This window comes from Rhizobium sp. S96 (assembly GCF_030382195.1).
Taxonomy (GTDB): Bacteria; Pseudomonadota; Alphaproteobacteria; order Rhizobiales; family Rhizobiaceae; genus Rhizobium.
Genome location: NZ_JAUDRY010000026.1, coordinates 284,184 through 303,476, shown reverse-complemented (window position 1 = coordinate 303,476; position 19,293 = coordinate 284,184). Strand labels below are relative to the sequence as shown.

Annotated in this window: 15 protein-coding genes; 5 read left to right on the top strand and 10 right to left on the bottom strand. The window is 59.5% G+C overall.

Annotated features, from left to right (window positions below; all coding sequences use genetic code 11):
* Positions 1 to 84: 84 nt before the first annotated feature.
* Both QTL94_RS21705 and QTL94_RS21700 read left to right on the top strand, forming a co-directional pair.
* Positions 85 to 1,065 carry an NAD-dependent epimerase/dehydratase family protein gene (locus QTL94_RS21705; protein WP_289803086.1) on the top strand — a complete coding sequence of 327 codons (981 nt, stop codon included), beginning with the start codon at positions 85 to 87 and terminating at the stop codon, positions 1,063 to 1,065.
* 47 nt (positions 1,066 to 1,112) lie between these two features.
* Positions 1,113 to 2,102 carry a substrate-binding domain-containing protein gene (locus QTL94_RS21700; protein ID WP_065692230.1) on the top strand — a complete coding sequence of 330 codons (990 nt, stop codon included), beginning with the start codon at positions 1,113 to 1,115 and terminating at the stop codon, positions 2,100 to 2,102.
* Between the two features lie 184 nt (positions 2,103 to 2,286).
* Here the strand turns inward: QTL94_RS21700 and QTL94_RS21695 are convergent, their stop codons facing one another.
* From QTL94_RS21695 to QTL94_RS21680, 4 genes are all read right to left on the bottom strand, one after another.
* On the bottom strand, positions 2,287 to 2,745 hold the full coding sequence (locus QTL94_RS21695; RefSeq protein WP_141683953.1) for a DUF6634 family protein: 459 nt from the start codon (positions 2,743 to 2,745) through the stop codon (positions 2,287 to 2,289).
* Positions 2,746 to 3,235: 490 nt separating this feature from the next.
* On the bottom strand, positions 3,236 to 5,008 hold the full coding sequence (locus QTL94_RS21690; protein ID WP_065691959.1) for an adenylate/guanylate cyclase domain-containing protein: 1,773 nt from the start codon (positions 5,006 to 5,008) through the stop codon (positions 3,236 to 3,238).
* A 995-nt stretch (positions 5,009 to 6,003) separates the two neighbouring features.
* Positions 6,004 to 6,330: a hypothetical protein gene (locus tag QTL94_RS21685; RefSeq protein WP_065691962.1), complete on the bottom strand. Its 327-nt coding sequence runs from the start codon at positions 6,328 to 6,330 to the stop codon at positions 6,004 to 6,006.
* Positions 6,331 to 6,971: 641 nt separating this feature from the next.
* Positions 6,972 to 7,991 (bottom strand): LacI family DNA-binding transcriptional regulator, encoded by a 1,020-nt coding sequence (locus QTL94_RS21680; protein WP_244499511.1) that lies wholly within the window; start codon positions 7,989 to 7,991, stop codon positions 6,972 to 6,974.
* Positions 7,992 to 8,425: 434 nt separating this feature from the next.
* Between QTL94_RS21680 and QTL94_RS21675 the strand changes: the two genes are divergently transcribed.
* The 3 genes from QTL94_RS21675 to QTL94_RS21665 all read left to right on the top strand — a co-directional run bounded on the left by QTL94_RS21675 (position 8,426) and on the right by QTL94_RS21665 (position 12,067).
* A complete protein-coding gene (locus QTL94_RS21675) occupies positions 8,426 to 9,388 on the top strand; it encodes a sugar-binding protein (RefSeq protein WP_065691964.1) in 963 nt (320 codons plus the stop codon).
* Between the two features lie 79 nt (positions 9,389 to 9,467).
* On the top strand, positions 9,468 to 11,012 hold the full coding sequence (locus QTL94_RS21670; RefSeq protein ID WP_065691965.1) for a sugar ABC transporter ATP-binding protein: 1,545 nt from the start codon (positions 9,468 to 9,470) through the stop codon (positions 11,010 to 11,012).
* A gap of 41 nt (positions 11,013 to 11,053) precedes the next feature.
* Positions 11,054 to 12,067, top strand: a complete 1,014-nt coding sequence (locus QTL94_RS21665) for an ABC transporter permease (RefSeq protein WP_065691966.1) — start codon at positions 11,054 to 11,056, stop codon at positions 12,065 to 12,067.
* Positions 12,068 to 12,349: 282 nt separating this feature from the next.
* Here QTL94_RS21665 and QTL94_RS21660 read toward each other — a convergent pair whose 3' ends face one another.
* From QTL94_RS21660 to QTL94_RS21635, 6 genes are all read right to left on the bottom strand, one after another.
* A complete protein-coding gene (locus QTL94_RS21660) occupies positions 12,350 to 12,847 on the bottom strand; it encodes a histidine kinase (RefSeq protein ID WP_065691967.1) in 498 nt (165 codons plus the stop codon).
* A gap of 462 nt (positions 12,848 to 13,309) precedes the next feature.
* A complete protein-coding gene (locus QTL94_RS21655; RefSeq protein WP_065691969.1) occupies positions 13,310 to 14,860 on the bottom strand; it encodes a GMC family oxidoreductase in 1,551 nt (516 codons plus the stop codon).
* Between the two features lie 4 nt (positions 14,861 to 14,864).
* Positions 14,865 to 15,908, bottom strand: a complete 1,044-nt coding sequence (locus tag QTL94_RS21650) for a 2,5-dihydroxypyridine 5,6-dioxygenase NicX family protein (protein ID WP_065691970.1) — start codon at positions 15,906 to 15,908, stop codon at positions 14,865 to 14,867.
* A 144-nt stretch (positions 15,909 to 16,052) separates the two neighbouring features.
* Positions 16,053 to 16,568 (bottom strand): flavin reductase family protein, encoded by a 516-nt coding sequence (locus tag QTL94_RS21645; protein ID WP_065691971.1) that lies wholly within the window; start codon positions 16,566 to 16,568, stop codon positions 16,053 to 16,055.
* The gene (locus tag QTL94_RS21640; RefSeq protein WP_065691972.1) at positions 16,565 to 17,863 is read right to left on the bottom strand and encodes an amidase; all 1,299 of its coding nucleotides are present in this window, start codon (positions 17,861 to 17,863) and stop codon (positions 16,565 to 16,567) included. Before QTL94_RS21640 ends, QTL94_RS21645 begins: the two co-directional genes overlap by 4 nt.
* Before the next feature lie 10 nt (positions 17,864 to 17,873).
* Positions 17,874 to 19,292, bottom strand: coding sequence for an amidase (locus tag QTL94_RS21635; protein ID WP_065691973.1), 1,419 nt, complete (start codon positions 19,290 to 19,292; stop codon positions 17,874 to 17,876).
* Position 19,293: the final 1 nt, after the last annotated feature.

Below are 19,293 nucleotides of genomic sequence, written 5' to 3'. Positions count from 1 at the left end.
GCGTGCGCTACAATTATTGGTTTTGTAGTACAATTTCATTGACGTGCAAAAGTGTCTGTATATTAGCTGTTCATGGAGGAGAGCATGCTGATCCTTGTCACGGGTGCAACGGGCAAGGTCGGGCAGCACTTTATTGCTAGGCTGCTCGACGATCCGCGATTTTCGAAGGCGCGCATTCGCGCGCTTTGTCATAATCGCTTGTGCTTAGAAACCGAGCGCGTCGAAGCCGTACGCGGCTCGATCAGCGATCGCGAAGCGGTGACAAAGGCGCTTGCTGGCGTCACGCATGTCGTGCATCTCGCGACATGCAAGGAAATACCTGAAGATGTCATGGACGTTACCGTCAAGGGATTGTTCTGGCTTCTCGAAGGCTTCAGGACGAGCGCCACCGCGCGACAGTTCATTCTCATCGGCGGCGATGCCGGGATCGGGCATTTTTTCTATCGTCATGAAGCGCCGATCACTGAGGCGACGCCTCACCAGGCATATCCAGGCTGCTATGCGCTGTCGAAGGTGCTGGAAGAGGTAATGCTGGAGCAGTTCCAGATTCAGTATGGCATCAATGGCTGCTGCCTGCGTGCACCCTGGATTATGGAGAAGGACGATTTCAGGTTCACCTTGTCGTTCGGTAACGATGTTTTCGGCGGCCCTGACTGGAAGACGCTCGTTCCGCAGGCGGACGCGGCGCGCTATGCGCGGGATGGGACGATCCCGTTGTTGCGTGACGCCGACGAGAGACCGCTCAAACGCAATATTGTTCACGTCGACGACCTCGTGTCCGCGATCCTGGCCGCGCTCGACAATCCGCGTGCCGAGGGCCAGTTGTTCAACATCTGCATGGACCGCCCTGTCGACTACGGCGAGGTTGCCGCTTACCTGGCGCACACGCGCGGCCTGGCGTCGGTCGACATCCCGAGCCTGTTTCATTCGAATTGGATGGACAACAGCAAGGCGAAGTACCTGCTTGGGTGGCGGCCCGTCTACGATCTGGAAATGCTAATCGACTCGGCCTGGGGGTATATGCGTTCGGAGGAGGATCCTCGCATCGTCTGGTATCCGGGTTGATCATGTGGCGGGCGATGGCGTCCGTCAATTTTCAATGGGAGGAAGCTATGAGGAAAGCATTATTGCTTACCGTTGCGGTGCTGGCGCTGACGGCCGGACAAGCGCTGGCGGCCAAGAAACAGTTGGTCATCGTCGTGAAAGGTCTCGACAACCCGTTCTTCGAGGCGATCAACCAGGGTTGCCAGAAGTGGAACAAGGAGAATCCTGATTCCGAATTCGAGTGCTTCTACACGGGTCCGGCATCGACTTCCGATGAAGCCGGCGAAGCGCAAATCGTTCAGGACGTGCTGGGCAAGGCGGAAACGGCGGCGATCGCCATTTCTCCCTCGAATGCCAAGTTGATCGCTCAGACGCTCAAGACGGCAAGCCCGAAGGTACCTGTCATGACGCTCGACGCCGACCTTGCGGCAGAAGACTCTGCACTGCGCAAGACCTATCTCGGCACCGACAACTATCTGATGGGCGCGCGCATCGGTGAGTACATCAAGAAAGCGAAGCCGAAGGGTGGCAAGATATGCACGATCGAAGGCAACCCTGGCGCCGACAACATTTTGCGTCGTGCTCAGGGGATGCGTGACACCCTGACCGGTCAGAAAGGCCTGACCGAGCTCAAAGGCGAGGGCGGGTGGACGGAAGTTGCCGGTTGCCCGGTCTTCACTAATGACGACGGCGCCAAGGGTGTTCAGGCGATGACTGACATTCTCGCGGCCAACAAGGATCTCGATGCTTTCGGGATTATGGGCGGTTGGCCGCTGTTTGGTGCGCCGCAGCCCTATCGCGATCTGTTCAAGCCGATAGCCGACAAGATCGCCAAGAACGAGTTCGTGATCGGTGCTGCCGACACGATCGGCGATGAAGTCGCGATTGCCAGGGAAGGTCTCGTAACCGCACTTGTCGGGCAGCGGCCGTTCGAAATGGGCTACAAGGCGCCATCAGTGATGATGGATCTGATCGCCGACAAGCCAGTCGACGACCCTGTTTTCACAGGGCTCGACGAGTGCACTAAGGATACCGTCGACACCTGCATCCAGAAATAGTCGAGACGACGGGAACGGTGCACGAAACGTCCGCCGTTTCCAGTCCCACTAGGGCCAAATTCTGGGCACTGAATACCAGCGAACCAGTTGCCAATCACCTGCCCTTGAATGGCGGCAACAATGGCAATAGAGCAATTCGAAGCTTTTGCTGTCGCACTTCAAGCGTCCGAACAAGCGCACTCCTCTAGGGTTGGCGCTCCTGCTCTGCGCGATAGGCACTCACCATGCGGGCAAGCTTTTGCTCGTGAAACGGTTTTTCCGATTGGATGAACGCGATCATTTCTTCGACGTCATTGCCGCCACCTGGCGCATCTCCCAATGGCATGCGGTGCCTCCGGCGCAGCTTCTGCGACCAGTAGCGGATTTCGCGTTCGGCCGGGGGATACCATGTGCCTAGACGATAGAGGCGATTTTCGGTCCTCGCCCACGTAGGGGGATTGCTCGTATCCATCGCAACCAGCGCGGAGGTATGGCCGTGATCGCCGTCCTCGATTTCGGGGTGGCCAATGAACCAACCGTACAACCACGGCTTACTGTCGGAAGGTTGCTCTAGCAGCCATCCTTCCAAGATCGGGGCACCCACCAGTTCCACCTCGGATGGAGTTTCCGTCATTTCCGTAATCCGCCCGTATCGATTGTTCATTTTGTGGCCCCGGCACGGTCAGCCAGCCAGCGGACAAAGATAGCCCAAACTGGCTCGATGACGACGCCACGCAACCGACGCTCGGGGCAGCACCGGCAGCTATGGTTTCGGTCCTTCTAGCCCGAGACGTGAGGATGGTCGACAGCAATACGTTGGGCGTCAGCTCGCCTATGCTTACCGCCGGCAAGAAGGTCGCCTTCATGGCTTGGTGGCTAATCTGGCCACCGTCGGCTCAGTTCATCGTTCAAGGTTGGTTGTAGTCGTTGCTCAGACTTAATGCCGCTCACTGCCAATTGGATCGCACCAATCATGGCTCCCACCCCGCGACGGTTAGGGCTGACCGGCGGTTACGCGCCCTCATGTGGGAGAGGAACACCTCGCATCGCCCTGAAAGCAGCCACGCCGGAGGTCATCGTTACGTCGGCACGTGCTATTGCTCGTCCAATGTGCAAATGGTGGCAACAGATTCAAGATCGGACATCAATCACCGTCATTGCACAACACCGGCCTTTCGCAACCCCTCCATGACACGATCGAAATCGGCGGGGTCCTTGAAGGGGAGGACTTTGCGACGGTATTCCAAGGAGTAGTCGGGATTGACGCGCAGCACCTCCTGCCATGTCGCGCGGGCCGCTTCGAAAAGGCCGAGGTGTCCGTAACAGGCGGCCAGAAGCGCGCGCGAGACATCGGTGACGGGGTTGCGACTCACGCGCTGCAGCAACAGTTCGACGGCCTCTTCGTACCTTGCCAGTTGAAACAGAGCCCAGGCCTGAAAGTGAAGAACGACATCCGGAAAGTACGGGTTCAGAACCCTCGCCCGATCGAAATAGGCGAGTGCCTCCTCGGCCCTGCCTGAATAGATAAGTGCCTCGCCAAGGCTGACCTGCCCTTCGGCGAAGTTCGGATTGAGGACGATCGCACGCTCGGCCTCACTGATGGCGCCATCGTGATGTCGCAAGTACAGGTTGACTACACTCAGCGACCAGTGCGCCACGGGATCGTTGTCATCCCGCGCGACCGCCAGCGTCGCAGCCTCCTCGGCTTGCTCCATCGAGCGCTGCGGCAACGCGCTCCACCGATTCAAGTAGTCGAGCCCGTGGGTGAGGGCGAGGAAGGCGTGCGCCGAGGCGAAGTTCGGTTCCAGTTCGACGGCACGTTGCAAAAGGTCGCGGGCGTCGCTGTTCGTTTGCTTCGTCAGCCGATGCCACAGCTCCCGCCCACGCAAGAAGCAGTCGTACGCCTCGGGGTGCCGGGTCTGCCCCGGCGTGAGTTTTTGCCGGTCACCCTCTGTCAGGTTGACCGCGAGCGCTCCGACGATCTGCTGCGTGACATCGTCCTGAACCGCGAATATGTCGGTAAGGTCGCGATCGAATCGTTCCGCCCATAAGTGCCCGCCGGTGATCGCGTCGATGAGTTGCGCGGTGATGCGGACCTTGTTCCCCGATTTGCGTACGCTGCCCTCCAGTACATGTCGCACGCCGAGCTTCGTGGCCACCTCCTGCACCTGGACGTTTTTGCCCTTGAAAGTGAACGACGAATTGCGAGCGATGACAAAGAGCTGCGACAGCTTTGATAGCGCCGTGATGATGTCTTCCGAGATGCCGTCGGCGAAGTATTCCTGTTCAGCGTCACCGCTCATATTGGCGAAGGGCAACACGGCGATCGAGAGCTTGGGCGACGCTGGCGTGGCCGGTTGGCCCGTCGTGATTTCCGAGGCCGCAGCTGATTTGGTCCCTGCGCTGCCAACTTGCAGCGAATACACCCGGATCGGCTCGGCAATGTTCTTGAGCTGTTTGCTGCCGAGGTCGCTGACCGAGAGGTCGAGCCTCGCCTTGACCTGGCGATAGGCATCCTCGGACAGGCAGATCGCTCCCGCCGCGGCGACGCCCTCCAATCGCGAGGCGATGTTGACGCCGTCGCCCATCAGATCGCCGTCGCTTTCCTCGACGACGTCGCCCAAATGAATACCGATCCGGAACTCAATGCGACGGTCCTGCGCGACCCCCTGATTGCGCTCCACCATAGCGTTCTGCACTTCAATGGCACAGCGCACAGCGTCCACCACGCTGCGGAATTCTACCAGCGCACCATCGCCGGTGCGCTTCACTACCCGGCCATTGTGCACGGCAATCGTCGGATCGATGAGATCGCTGCGCAGCGTGCGCAACCTCGCCAGGGTGAGTTCTTCGTCGGCGCCGGCAAGCCGACTGTACCCAACCACGTCCGCGGCCAGGATTGCAGCCAGCTTTCGGTTCTCGCTCATGGCGCTGTCTCCTAACTTCAGGATAACAGGGAGACAGAGGGCAAGAAAGAAGTTTCAGCCGCTCCTCAGAGCAACCCTGGTTGAGCTCGAGTTGACCATGGCTCATGGGGACGCAGCAGATGTTGTAGCCCTACGCAATGACTGCTCTGAGATGTTCCGGCCGTCCAACGCGGCCGCCGATGTCCACGCCTAATCGAGTCTCCTTTTGAAAATCCGCGCCTGAAATTACCGGTCCGCCTCCGGCCTCAAATCGGTCATCCCAACCAGGCAAAGCCGACGTCCGTGATCAAGAGAAGTCATGGGATATCTTCGGTCTACGCCTTGGATGGCGAACGCTGGCGACCGGTGCGCGAAGCGTTCGCATCGCACCAGCCAGCGAACGGCCAAGAGGACCAAACGGTCGAACGTACGATCGCCAAGCCATTTGCGGGTATTGATCATCATGCTGGCAAACTTCCCAGCCACGTAGCGGCTCCTGGGACGACGTGCCCTCACGGCCTTGGAAACCACGTCCGCGATTACCTGCGGCGACGAGCCGCCGCCGGCCTTTTAACTGTCCGAAGTCGCTGGAGACGTTCTTCGCCATCCGGCTGTAGGCAGTGCTCCCTGAGAACGTTATCATCGGGCCTTCGAAAACGCTGCCGAACGCGGTCTGGATAAGGACCGGCTCCACCACCACGACATTGATGCCAAACTGGTGCAGCTCCAGGCGAAGGAAGGCAGTCCGACACTCCCAGCGCATGTTTGGATGCATGATACCAAGCATGGCGGGTAGATTTTGCCGCCCATCGACGTGATATTGATGATCGTTTTGTAAGGGACCAATTCCTGGATCAAAGCGGCGGCACCGAAGAGGTTCACCTCGAACTGAGATCGGCACTCCGCGAACAATATTCAACGCCTAAGGAGAGGAAAGCCGGGTAGCTGAAGGCGGTTTTTGGTTGGGAGGCGATTGCCGTGTCGGCCTCTTGGCGCTCGATCATGCACGGTGGCGATCAATGTAGAGTTAGAGGTTCCTCCTCTACGCACTCAAAATCCACGTTTACATGCGTGGGCGAATGCACTTGTTCGAGCCGCTCGGAGACGCTGGCGACGTAGCTAATCCCTTGTTCCAACAGAATTTCGACCGCTTTGATTGTCTCGGCCGCCACTCCCGTTCCACAGCCTCGGATCGAGAGTGCCAGATAGGTGGCGTTTTGTGCCGACTGATAATCGCCGTGCACATCGGCCTCCTCGGCGACGTTTTCCAAGGCTTGTGCGACTAGCAGCATCATGTCCGATCGCTGGGCCGGCGTCATCTCGTTCAATGTTCTTGCGGTCATCGTTGCCATCCATGGTCCCGCCACAACGATGCTGTCAGCGTCGCTGGCGAGTTCTTTGTTATTGTGGAGACATTCAGGGACAGTGACTTGTCCGTGGTCATCAGATGGCAATCGAAAGTGGCGGCGACAAGGCCACACCTATGCTGGTAATACAACACAGTCCTGCGTCGAATGGGCAGCGCCGCTATCTCTGGGGATCGTAGAAAAGGTCTCTAAATCTCGCCTTCGAGAGACCTCAGTGAACGACTGTAGCGATGTGTTCGTCCGTTGGTGCTGGGACTTTATGTATTTCCGTCACAGACCAGGCAGTAACCGAAGCGGTGACGGCAATGTACATGAAAACCCCCTTGAACGGACGGGCAGTCAAGACGGAGTCCCTTGTCGCTTCCAACGACTTCAACTTCTTGGTCATTGTGCTCCTTTGTGTCTGGACGCGGCGATATAGACGATTAGCGCAATCTAAAGAACGGCAGGAATCGATTACCTGCCCTGCGGCTGGCGAGTACAGGCCAATAGTCGTGCTTCGGATGACGCCGTACGCCGATAGCGTACCCACCGGGAATGCCAAGGCTGCTGCGATCCGCGGAACAGATTTCCCGAATTCCGGACAAAGCCGTCTTGCCGGGCTGGAGCTACGCGCGTCACCGCTTGCGAGCCCGCGGTGGCGCGACGGACTGCCGTTTGACAAGTGAACATTCGAGCTTGGTGATTGGATAGCGCCGTTTCTCAGGAAGGCGTTCGGGATGGAGATGTTCGATCGCCCATTGTCCCATGGCGAGGTGCGGGAGGACCGACGTTGTCAGCGGGGGGACCAGGTGTCGCGAGATTTCTTCGTCGTCATAGCCCATGACCGACATGTCCTCGGGGATATGAAGGCCCGCATCCTTCAGGGCTTCGTAGCACCCCACTGCCGTGCGGTCGTTCTGGCAGAAAATTGCCGTCGGAGGCTCGCTCAACGCAAGGAGTTTCTTGGTGGCGGCGTAGCCTGCACTTGCGGACCAGTCTCCTTCGACGACCAGTTCCGGATCGAATGGAATATCCGCCGTCGCGAGCGCGCGTCGGTATCCGGTAAGCCGATCCTGCGCAGCCTGCATCCAGATCTCGCCTGTTATGGTCGCGACCCGACGATGCTTGTGCGCGATCAGGTGCCGGGTAGCGTTCTGACCACCAGCAATCTCACTGGGCACGACTGCGGGAAATGCGTAGTCCGCCGTGTAGCAATTGAGGAGGACCGTAGGGATGTTGAGCTCATAGATATAGGAAGGGAGTTCCACTTCCCGGGTATAGATGGTCATGTAAATGAGCGCCGATATGCCGCCGTTCGTTAATGCCCTAATGGCTCTTGGCTCCATGAAGGGATCACTCAAGGTCTGCGTAACAAGCAACACATTGCCAGTCTTCCAGGATGCCTGTCGTGCGCCTTCGATGGCAACGACGGCTTCGGGGCTGGTGGCCAGTTGGTCGACGGCGAATCCAATGATGTTGTCCGATCCGGAATAGGTCGGCCCCATCGTATAGGTCGTTCCCACATAGCCGAGGGTACGTGCCGCATCGATTACCCGGTCGCGGGTCTGCTGAGAAATGCGGGTGCCGGGCGTATTGTTAAGAACGAAGGAGACCGCAGCCTGCGAGCAACCCGCCGCAGTGGCAATGTCCATCATCGTCACGCGCTCCCCAAGCCGAGGCTTTTTCTGCTTGCGCTCGTTCTTTTGCCCGGCAGGGTCGATCAGTTCTGACGTCTTGGTTTTTATCATCTGACGACTCTGTTTAGGCTGGCTGGCAGAGCGACCGCCGGGCTTGGTTGGTAATTAATATTATCAGTGCATTCCTGCCGGGACGAAGATCGTAACCTAACTTAGGTACTGAAATAAAGCAGAGTTTTAAATACTGTTGAATAGCTCCTCACACGACTGATGAAATTATTTTCACTAGAATTGATAATACTATTTACTAATTGGAATTCTTCTATACCGTTGCGGGGCGATCGGAGCTTATGCGACCTTGTCGCCTGGCGAAGGCCCTTGGAGGGGGCCCAAGCATCTGGCCGACCGCAAGGCGATCGGGCCCTCGCAATTGCGGCCCTGGGAGGAATATGATGAAGCAGCTGAAACGCAATGCCGCCTTGTTCTTCGCCGGCTTGATGCTGAGCGCCGCGCCGATCGCGGTATCTCATGCCGCCGACAAGCCAACCCTCGCGTTCGTCGTCAATGGAGCGTCGGACTTCTGGAAAGCCGCCGAGGCGGGCGTGAAGAAGGCACAGGCCGAACTGCCCGACTATAACATGGAACTGAAATATCCCGAGCAGGCATCCGTCGCCGTCCAGCAGCGACTGATGGAAGATTTGGTCAGTGCCGGTGTCAAGGGCGTCATGGTTTCGGCCGTCGACCCGAAAACTCAGACGGACGGATTGAACAAGATCGGCTCGCAGACCGCTCTTTTTACCACCGATAGCGATGCGCCGCAGACCAACCGCGTGGCGTATATCGGTTCATCGAATATCGATGCCGGCAAGCAAGCTGCCGAAATAGCCAAGAAAGCAATGCCCGACGGCGGCAAATGCATCGGCTTTGTCGGCCTTCCCGGTGCTGACAATGCCAAGGAGCGAATCCAGGGCATGAAGGATGGCCTGAAAGGCACAAAGATCGAACTGACGGATGTCCGCGGTGATGATATCGACCAGACGCGCGCCAAGAAGAACGTCGAAGATGCGCTTGTCGCAAGCCCCGACGTCACCTGCATGGTCGGCTTCTATTCATACAATACGCCGCGGATCTACGAGGCGCTGCGTGACGCCGGCAAGCTCGGCCAAATCACCGTCGTCGGCTTCGATGACGATCCGATCACACTTGGAGGCGTCAAGGAAGGTACCATTGCGGCAACCGTCGTACAGCAGCCGTTCGAATGGGCCTACCAAGGAATGAAGCTGATGGCGTCCTACCTGAAGGGCGACAAGTCCGGGGTTCCTGCCAATGGCTTGATCATCATTCCAACCGTGATCATCGGCAAGGATGATGTTGACAAGTACGCAGCCAACCTGAAGGCCATGGCCGGAAAGTAATCGCCATCGCGGCGGCGGTATTTGCCGTCGCCGCGATGAGTGCCTTCATTCCGATAGCATCTGTAGCCATGGATAGACGATGAACCAGAGTTCGGACATTGCGTCATCGAATGCGCACGCCAAGCCCTTCCTTTCGCTCTCGGATGTTGGCAAAACCTATCCGGGCGTCGTTGCGCTGGACGGTCTTTCGATCGACATTGTGCCCGGTGAGGTGATCGGCCTAGTCGGCGAGAATGGTGCTGGAAAGTCGACACTGATGAAGATCCTCGGCGGCGTGATCGCTCCAGACCGGGGAACGATTGTGCTCGATGGTTCAGAGCTGCGTTCTCTCACGGTTGAAACAAGCATCTCGTCCGGCATCGCGTTCGTCCACCAGGAACTCAATCTGTTTGAAAACCTCGACGTGGCTGCAAACATTTTCCTGGGTCGAGAACCGCTCAAAGCGGGCCCTCTGAAGCTTGTTGATCGCGAACGGCTAAGAGACATGGTGGAGCCACTTCTCAAGCGCGTGGGGGCTCACTTTTCGCCTGACACGGCTGTTGCAACACTTTCGCTTGCCGAGCAGCAGATGGTGGAAATTGCCAAGGCACTATCCATCAACGCGCGACTGGTCATCTTTGACGAGCCCACGTCAAGTCTTCCCTTGGCAGAGACCGAACGGCTTTTAAGCATTATCAGATCGCTCAGGGCAGATGGCATAAGCGTCATTTTCATCTCGCATCGACTGCACGAGGTCGAGCGCGTCGCGGATCGAGTGATCGTATTAAGGGATGGAGCCGTCGCGGGCGCGTTGGCCAGGCAGGACGTCGACCACGACCAGATGGTCAAACTCATGATCGGCCGGACGCTTGCTGCCGCCCGCGTCGCCAAACCAAACCGTTCGCCAGGCGCGGTAGCATTGAAAGCGAGCGCCGTTCGAACGGGGGCCTATCCGAGCCGGCCCGTTGATCTCGAAATCAGATACGGCGAAATCCTCGGCCTAGCTGGCCTTGTCGGATCAGGCCGCAGCGAGCTTGCAAGGGTGCTCTTCGGAGTGGATCGGAGCTACGGCGGAACTATCTTGCAGGACGGCCGGGAAATTTCGATTCGTTGCGCGCGCGATGCCGTCGCTCATGGAATATTTCTCGCGCCCGAGGATCGCAAGCGCAGCGGCATTCTTCTTGATTTTCCGATCGCCCAAAACATAACACTTGCCAATCTTCGCAAATACGCCAGCCGCTTCCTGCTCTCGTCCGATGAAGAAGCGGCGGTAGCGGAACAGCAGCGGGTTCGTTTGGTCATCAAGGCGCCTTCCGTATCGACCCGTACCGGCACATTGTCGGGCGGCAACCAGCAAAAGGTGGTGCTTGCCAAATGGTTGTCGATGCACCCGAAAGTGATGATTTTCGACGAGCCGACACGTGGTATCGATATCGGCGCGAAGAATGAAATCTACGGACTCATGCGCGCTCTCGCCGATGCCGGCGTCGCCGTCCTCATGATCTCCAGTGACATGGAAGAGGTGATGGGGGTTTCTGATCGAATAGCCGTCATGCACGAAGGCCAGATCGCAGGAATGCTTGAGGAACCCGAGTTCAGTCAGGAAAGCGTCCTGTTACTGGCTGTCGGCAAAAGTCTGAAATAGTCGCGATGGCAAATAAATGTCTTTAGGGGAGTGGGTCGCGAATGACGAAGAAAGATTTTGGACTGCTGCTGCTGATCGTCGTCGTTGGCATCGTGGTGGCAATCATCAATCCGCGCTTTCTCCTGCCGATCAATCTGGCGAACACCGCCAACTTGATTGGGCTGTTCGGCATCCTGTCGATTGGCCAGGCCTTCGTCATCATAACCGGCGGGATAGAACTCTCCGTTGGCTCGCTCGTCGCACTCCTCGGAGTGTTGTTCGTCGATTTCATCGCAGTTCAGGAAATGTCCTGGATGCTGGCCCTTCCTCTGATCCTGCTGTTGGGAGCAATCATCGGGACTGTTCATGGCTGGCTGATTACACGACTTAACCTCCAGCCTTTCGTCGTCACTCTCTGCGGCCTGCTGATATACCGCGGAGCAGCGCGGTTTTATACCGCCGACGGGACCGCAGGCTTTGCTTTTGGTCAGAATTTCCCCGATCTGGAGTTTCTCACTGCGGGACGGTTCTATGGCATCCCCAACACATTCATCGCGCTTGTCGTTATCGCAGCGATTATGTGGGTGGTCTTGCATCGCTCCGTCTTCGGACGATATCTCTACGCGATCGGCAAGAACGAGGAAGCGGCCCGCTATTCCGGGATTCGCACCGATCGCATGATCATCTCGGCCTATGTTATCTGCGGATTTCTTACAGCACTGTCAGCGATCTATTTCGCAATGTACACGCGCTCGATCTCGCCGGCGAGCCACGGGCAGTTCTACGAGCTCTACGCGATCGCGGCAGCTGTGCTTGGCGGCTTTTCACTGCGAGGTGGAGAGGGATCGATCGTTGGCGTCGTGCTTGGCACCGTCCTTCTCCAGGAGTTGCAGAACCTCGTCAATCTGCTGGGCATTCCATCGTCGCTGAATTTCGCCGTCATGGGAGGGGTCATCCTCATTGGCGTCCTGATCGACCAGCAATGGCATGCGATCCGTGGGAAGCGTCGCGTTATTGCCGCCGCCCGCCACACCGAAACGCACGCAGCGACGGAGGGGAACTTGCAGCGGCCGTAAAGTAGGATTGGAAGGGGGCCATGCTCACGATTTGCTCGGGCTTCGCTTTCCAGTTTGATACCGCGTGCGCGCTCCCTGAACGGTTGCGGTTTTTGTGCGGATTGCCAGGGCGGAATGGTGGTCACCGATAGCCGGCTGCAAAGTGTCGGTCAGTTCAAATGGCGCGTGTAGGGGCGGGTGGCGCCGGTGGGAGAGCAGAAGAGATCCCGCTCTCCCACCGGCCGAACTGCGCGCCTGCGAAGCACATACTGCCTTATGCGCAATATGGGCTCCGGGAATAGCTCAGCTCGCGGGCTTCAGCGAGTGAACGATCTTTGCAACTTCCTCGTCGTGCTTGTCTTCATCGCCTTTGGTGCCCCAGTATGTGATGACAAGCATCTTGCCGCGCTTGGGCGATAGAAAGCCGAGACCGACGGACACAGGGCCGTCTTCGTCCTTGCCGTCCCAATCCAGCGCGGTGAACTCCATGCCGTTTATCTCAGAGTTGCCCGCGTCCTTTTGCGTCTTCTGGTCGATGGTCACGCCGTTTTTTGTCAGAAAGTCGACTGCGTCACTTATGACCTTGTCCGTGGATTTTTCGTCTGCGATGTCGATGGAGAAGTAGATAGCGTTGTCGTCAGAGGTCGCCTGGATGCCGGTTTCGGTTTCCTCCGGACCCCAACTATCCGGAATTGTTACGGACGCAATTGGTGCATCGCTTGGAAAAGAAATGCTCTCGGCGTGAGCGAGCAGGGGAAGCGCAGCCGCAAACACGGCAGAAAGAATTACAGACTTCTTCACGGGTAGTCCTCGGTTGAATTGGGATCGCGGCTTGCTTGCTGACGGATGCAAGCCGGCGCGGCGATGATGGGGCGTGAAGAGTTCGCGTCGAGCACTGCGGTTTCGGAGTACTTCGACAGGACGTGGACCTGGCTCTTGTCCGGGGTAGCGGTCGCTGACCAGCGCGAGATTCGGCCGCAAGCTGAATGTCGAATATTTCGCAGAGACCTATCCGGTCGAAGTGGTCGCCGTCGGCTACAAGCCGATCTACGACCCCGAGAACCTGAAGCCGCGCACATGATTGCGAGCTGCCCTCGCGAACTTCCCGATCAGTGTCGTCCGACTGTAGCGGACGATGGTGGTCACCCGAGTTCCGGCGACCTCATCCTCGATAACGAGCGAACGAATGCTGTCGCGCTCGAGAAGGGAGCCGCTATTGCTAAACAAGGCGGACGGTAGCGCCGCCATTCCGCGGTCATGCCGTCATTGTTGCTTTATCGTTGGGCCTACGCGCTCAAGAATGCCGACGAAGGTTTCGGCGATTGCTAGAATAGCCGCATGAATCGGACCTGCCGTCAGACTTGGCAGTACCGAGCCGTCGACAACAGAAAGATTGTCGACCCCTCTGAGGCGAAGGTCAGGATCCACTACCGAGGTTTCATCCTTGCCCATGCGGCAGGTGCCGGATGGGTGGTGGTGCGTGATCGCCGCCTTAGCGATGAAGGCATCGATATCGGCTTCCGTCTTCAACGGGCCGGGGAGGATCTCGTGATCACGCCAGCCAGCGAGTTCCTTGTGATGGCCGATTTCCCGCGCGGCAGCGAGGGCTGCGCGGAACATCTGGCGATCGTTTTCCGTCTGCAGATAGCGTGGATCGATCTTGAGAGGATCGCCACACTCGGGGCCAGTGATGCGGATCTCGCCACGGCTCGTGGGATGGGTGACGCCGAACAGAAGTGAGTAGGCACTGCCAGCTGCCGATGCGGTAAAGCACTCGGAAACAATCGGGGCGACACCGCATCCGACGACGATCTGGGGCTGGCCTTCCGCCAAAAAATCGGCGGCGCGCATGTAGGCCATGCTTTCCGAATGCTGCAGACGGGACGGGGCAACTTCTCGTCGCGCGGCGTAGAGATTGCCGGCGCCAAGCAGGTGATCCATCAGGTTGAGGCCCAGCTCCGGCGCCTTGACGCGGCAGGTCACACCCGCCTCGCGTAGAACATCTTCGCGTCCTATGCCTGAGCGCATCAGCAGCGCCGGGCTTTCCAGCGATCCGGCGGACAGAACGATCTCACCGGCACCGATCCTTGTGCTGCCGTCGTGTCCGACAATCTCGATTGCCGTAACGCGCGATTTCTCGAGTTCCAGACGTTGCGTCAGCGTGCCCGTCATGATCGTCAGGTTCGGACGCGCGCGTACCTCCGGCGTCAGCCATGCTTCGGCGACAGTGACGCGCCGCCCGTTGCGGATCATCAGCGAATTCGGCGTAACGCCAATCATCCGCCCGGTATTGTGGCCGGGAATACGGGGAAGGCCAAGTGCTGCTCCCGCCTCGATGAAGGCGCGCGCCACGGGGCTCACATCTTCGGCCGGTATGCGAACCGGCATCGGTCCGCCCTTTCCGTGGATGCCATCCCCGCCCAGAGAATGGTCCTCGATCGCCAGAAACGCCGGCAGCAGGCCTTCCCAACTCCAGCGCTGGTCTCCTGTTGCCTCTGCCCAGGCCGCAAAATCGTCGGGGTGACCGCGCATGTATCCCATCGCATGCAGCAGGCTCGATCCGCCGAGACCCTTGCCACGCGCCCATGCAAAGCTGCGGCCAGCGGTCCCTTCTTGTGGAACAGTCTTGTAGTCCCAGTCATAGCTGCGGTGCTGGATCGCCGGCCACATGGCCGGCTTCCAGATGTCGGGGTCGGTCGGCTCGCCCCCCGCCTCTATCAGCACCACCTTACGTGCCAGGTTCTCGCTGAGCCGTGCGGCAAGGAGCGCGCCGGCAGAGCCGGCGCCGATGATCGCCACGTCGTAATGGTTCATGGCCTTACTTCTGGTCTGCGGGAACTACGACGCCTTCGAGCGTCATGACTTCGCCATCCAGCGAAACCGAGCAGTTGCGCAGCGGAATGTCGAGATGGCAAGGCGTGTCGCGATCGCCGCCTGCCTCGGTATTCGGGCCCGACGACCAGAGAAAGTTGCCGGCGAAGGAACGGGCGTCCATGCCGAGCTGGGCCTCCGGATTGTAAAGGCCGAGTACGGTCCAGTTGGCGCGGTTTTCAAGGCCCCAACCGACATGGGCCATGGCGTAGGCGCGCGGATCGTTGAAGCTTTCCATGAACTTGCGCATGAACTCGGCGTCGTATCCACCCTTGATGTCGACGATAAAGCCCTTCTCGATCGTAACGGTGATCGGCGCGCGTGCATATTTCTTGAACGGCAGCAGGATATCGCCTTCGTCGATGACGATGGTGCCTTCGGCGCTGCCTTCGTCGGGCCAACGGGCGGAGAAGCAGCTCGGCCAGTGATCCCAGCGACCGGGTTCGTCGGCGAGGCCGTATTGCGTGAGTACCGGGTACTGACCGAGACGGCAGCGGAAATCCGTGCCCGCCTTGGATGTGACGTGCATTTCCTTCGCGGCGCCGATCTTCTTCGCAGCGGCGAGAACGCGCAGCTTGTCCTCGGGGCGCGGGATCTGGCGCATCATGATCGCTGGCGGTTCGACGGCGAGCAGCATGCGCGTTCCCGTCTTCAGGACCTCTTCCTGCTCCTTCGAAAACAGCAGCTGCAGCGTATCGATCACCATGTCCGACGCCTTCAGGCAGGCAAGCGCAGCCGAATTGCCGTCCAGCGGGGTCTTGCCGATATAGCCTGACTTGTCGGGCGAGATCGCCTTTTCGCTGTTGACAGGAGCAAGGTTCAATTCAGTCACGACGGCGCCGAGATCGGAGGCGGCAAGTTTGGCAATGTAGGCGATCTGCTTGTTGCTGTCGTCGCTCGTCAGGATGGTTACCTGCTCGCCGGCTTTCAGGTTGCACATCTCGAGCACCTGTCTCCAGCCCTTCAAGAACTGTGCGTCACCAATAGACATAATCCAATACCTCCTGTTGGGCGTCGCCCGTTTGATCGTTATGGCTGCAACCGAGCGCGTGCGATGCAAGTAGATCGCTAGCGCAGTCTATCTGTTTGTTCTTGCTTGATTTTGGAGGCAGCCGGTTCCCACTGTCGTTGACGCTCAGAGCGCCGTCTGATTGGCCAACGTAAAGAAATTGCGGTTGTAATGGAGCAGCGGCGAGGTCTCCGGTCCAAAGCGGATGGCTCTGACGTTGCCGATGAAAACGGAATGGCTCTCGGTTTCGGAGACCGACGCGATCTCGCAGTCGAGGTTGACCATGGCGCCGTCAAGTGCCGGCGCACCGGTGACAAGACGCGTCCAGCGATAGGGTGCGAACTTGTTATCCCCCGGCTCGCCGATCTGGCCTGCAAAGCGCATGGCGATCTCGCGCTGGCCATCGGCAAGAATATTGACACAAAAACTGCCGGCGGCGGTGATCGCCTTGTGCGCCTCGCCAAAACGGTTGACGCAGACGAGCATCGATGGCGGCGTTACAGACATCGAGCAGACAGCGGTTGCCGTCAGCCCGCGTCGCGTATCGCCTTCCCCAGCCGTGATAATGTTGACCGTCGCTGCCAGCTGGCGCATCGCCGTGCGAAAGTCTTCGGGCAGGTGATCGGTTGGATCCTGTGTCATGCCACGCCTCCATTTGCGGCGATTGCTGTTTCGAGGAAGAGTGCGGCTGAGGCGAGGCGATAATCCGCGCCTCGCGCGCCGACCAACTGCACGCCGACCGGCAAGCCTTTCGGTCCCTTTGCCGCAGGCAGGCAGATCAGCGGCACCTGCAACACACTCCAGAGTCGGTTGAAGATCGGATCTCCAGTCGGCATGCCTTCCGGCGCTTCGCCGGGGGCGGCAAGTGTCAGGAACGCATCGAAGCGCGACAAGATGGAATCCATCAGATGGCGAATTCCCGGGATCTCGGTCATGGCAGCGCGATAGCGGCGTTCGTCGACACGCCCCTGGTCCTCCATCATGGCGCGGGTGACCGGCGTCAACTCGTTCCAGTGGCGGCTGACTTCGGAAGCGAGCGATTGGGTCACCTCCCAGCCCATCACCGCCTCGTGCAGTTCGAATATGCCGTCATACCAGGCCGGTGCAGGGATGATGGTGATATCAGCACCGGCAGTCCCCGCGAGCGATGCGAGGCGATTGACTGTCTCGATGGCATAGGGCTCAGCCTTTTCGAGGCGCGTGCCGAGAAGAACACCGATGCGCGGGCGCGCGGGCGCGGCGAGTTCGGCGAGTTCGGATTTTCCGGAAAGAACCGCGGCGCAATGAGCCGCATCGCCGATGTTGCGGGCGATAATCCCAAGCGTGTCGAGACCGTGGCACAGCACCTTGATACCGACCGTGTTGATCGATCCGAATGTGGGCTTGAAGGCCGTGACGCCGCAGAAACTCGCCGGACGGATGACCGAACCGGATGTCTGCGTGCCGAAGGCGAGCGGCACCATGCCCGCCGCGACCGCCGCGCAAGAGCCAGATGACGAGCCGCCGGGCGTATGGGCGGGATTGTGCGGATTGCGCGTTTTGTTGGGGCTCGCCATGGCCAGTTCAGTGCTGACGGTCTTGCCCAGGATCAGGCCGCCGGCGTTGCGCGTGATCTGCACGGCGGGCGCATCCCACGGTGGCTGAAACGCGTCATAGATCGTCGTTCCGTAGCCGGTCGGCATGTCTGCGGTGTCGATCACGTCCTTGACGCCGATCGGGACGCCCGCGAGCGGTCCCTTGACGCTGGCGGCGTCCATTGCGCCGGCGGTTGCGCGCACCTGTTTCTCGTCGAGATGCTGCCAGGCCATCACCGGACCGTCAGTTTCGGCGATGCGTTCAAGGTGCGCTTCGGTGACGGCACGAACAGTGAGTGCGCCGGATCCGACGGCAGCAGCCATTTCGCGAGCGTTCAGGGCAAGGATGTCTGTGTTCTTCATGGGAATTTCCTCAGCCGAAAAGCGTCGGGCGCCGGTCGATCCATGGGGCGGCGCGTTCGAGTTCTGCCGCCAGCGTGAAAAGCATGGCGTCCTTTCCGAACGCAGCGCCGATATGCGATCCGATGGGAAGGCCAGTCGGGGTCATGCCAAGCGGCACCGACATTGCAGGGCAACCCGACGCATTGAAGACGGCGGTGAACGGGGAATGGGACCAGAACAGGTCGTAGAATTCATCGATGTGTTTGCCCGTGCCGGCCAGCTTGCCGAGCGGCGGGGCGGGCTCGGCCGCGGCCGGCGTCAACATGAGATCATAGCTGGAGAAAAACCGCGCCAGCGCGCGGGCGGAGGCATGCAGCTGATTGATAGCCCAGACATAGCGCGTGCCGGGCACGTTAAGCGCCTCGCGAACCCACTCCTGATTGACCGGTTCAAGTTTTGAAATGTTCGCGGAAGAGGGATCGCCACCAGAGACGCCAAGGGCTGCGTTGACACCGACGACGACGCGCCAGGCAGTCTTCAGGGCCTCCCCGTCGTAGCCAGCGTCGGCGACCTCCTCGACGTGATGGCCGAGGCCCTCCAGCAGCCGCGCCGTTTCACGCACGCTGCGGATCATCTCTGGTTCGATGTGGCTGCCTGTCGGCGAGGCAACGATCATCGCTACCTTGAGGCGGGGAGGCGTCTTGTCGAGCGATGCGAGATAGCTTCCGGGTGTGGCTGGCGAGGCCCAGGGATCGCCGAGATCGCCGCCACTGGATATGTCGAGCATGGCGGCATTGTCGCGCACCGACCAGGTGACGGCATGCGGCGTCGACATGCCGCCGATTGCTTCAGCCGCAACCGGACCGACGGGATTTACCAGTCGCGACGGCTTGAAGCCGAAGAGGCCGCAATGGCTGGCGGGGAGCCGCGTCGAGCCAGCGCCGTCCGAGCTGTTGGCGAGCGGCACCATGCCGCTTGCGACTGCAGCCGTCGAACCGCCCGACGAGCCGCCGGCCGTGCGACTGACGTCCCAGGGATTTCGGGTCGAGCCGAAGGCGTCGGGTTCGGTGGTGAAGCTGAGGGCGAATTCCGGCGTGTTGGATTTACCGACGATCACCATGCCGGCCGCCTTGTAGCGTGCGGTGATGGTGGAGTCGCGCTTGCTGACGGCGTTGCGCAGCAGTTCGGAGCCGCTCGACAAGAGCATGCCCTCGGCCTCGAAGCCGGTATTCTTCAGGAGCATGGGTACGCCGGAAAGCGGGCTTTTCGGCAGTCCGTTTGCAATCTGCTGCCGAGCGAGATCGAAGTGCTCGTGGACGACGGCATTCAGCTTCGGGTTCAATCGCCCGATCCGCGTGATTGCCGCATCAAGCGCTTCAACGGCGCTGATCTCGCCTTTGGAGATCAATCCGGCTGTCGCCATGCCGTCCAGTTTTGCCAGATCGTCCATC

Bases quoted from the DNA above. Each gene is read 5' to 3' on its own strand.
- QTL94_RS21655 (WP_065691969.1), bottom strand. From the start codon at position 14,860: ATGAACCATTACGACGTGGCGATCATCGGCGCCGGCTCTGCCGGCGCG.
- QTL94_RS21645 (WP_065691971.1), bottom strand. From the start codon at position 16,568: ATGACACAGGATCCAACCGATCACCTGCCCGAAGACTTTCGCACGGCG.
- QTL94_RS21680 (WP_244499511.1), bottom strand. From the start codon at position 7,991: ATGATGGACATTGCCACTGCGGCGGGTTGCTCGCAGGCTGCGGTCTCC.
- QTL94_RS21700 (WP_065692230.1), top strand. From the start codon at position 1,113: ATGAGGAAAGCATTATTGCTTACCGTTGCGGTGCTGGCGCTGACGGCC.
- QTL94_RS21695 (WP_141683953.1), bottom strand. From the start codon at position 2,745: ATGAACAATCGATACGGGCGGATTACGGAAATGACGGAAACTCCATCC.
- QTL94_RS21670 (WP_065691965.1), top strand. From the start codon at position 9,468: ATGAACCAGAGTTCGGACATTGCGTCATCGAATGCGCACGCCAAGCCC.
- QTL94_RS21675 (WP_065691964.1), top strand. From the start codon at position 8,426: ATGAAGCAGCTGAAACGCAATGCCGCCTTGTTCTTCGCCGGCTTGATG.
- QTL94_RS21640 (WP_065691972.1), bottom strand. From the start codon at position 17,863: ATGAAGAACACAGACATCCTTGCCCTGAACGCTCGCGAAATGGCTGCT.
- QTL94_RS21690 (WP_065691959.1), bottom strand. From the start codon at position 5,008: ATGAGCGAGAACCGAAAGCTGGCTGCAATCCTGGCCGCGGACGTGGTT.
- QTL94_RS21705 (WP_289803086.1), top strand. From the start codon at position 85: ATGCTGATCCTTGTCACGGGTGCAACGGGCAAGGTCGGGCAGCACTTT.
- QTL94_RS21685 (WP_065691962.1), bottom strand. From the start codon at position 6,330: ATGACCGCAAGAACATTGAACGAGATGACGCCGGCCCAGCGATCGGAC.
- QTL94_RS21665 (WP_065691966.1), top strand. From the start codon at position 11,054: ATGACGAAGAAAGATTTTGGACTGCTGCTGCTGATCGTCGTCGTTGGC.
- QTL94_RS21635 (WP_065691973.1), bottom strand. From the start codon at position 19,292: ATGGACGATCTGGCAAAACTGGACGGCATGGCGACAGCCGGATTGATC.
- QTL94_RS21650 (WP_065691970.1), bottom strand. From the start codon at position 15,908: ATGTCTATTGGTGACGCACAGTTCTTGAAGGGCTGGAGACAGGTGCTC.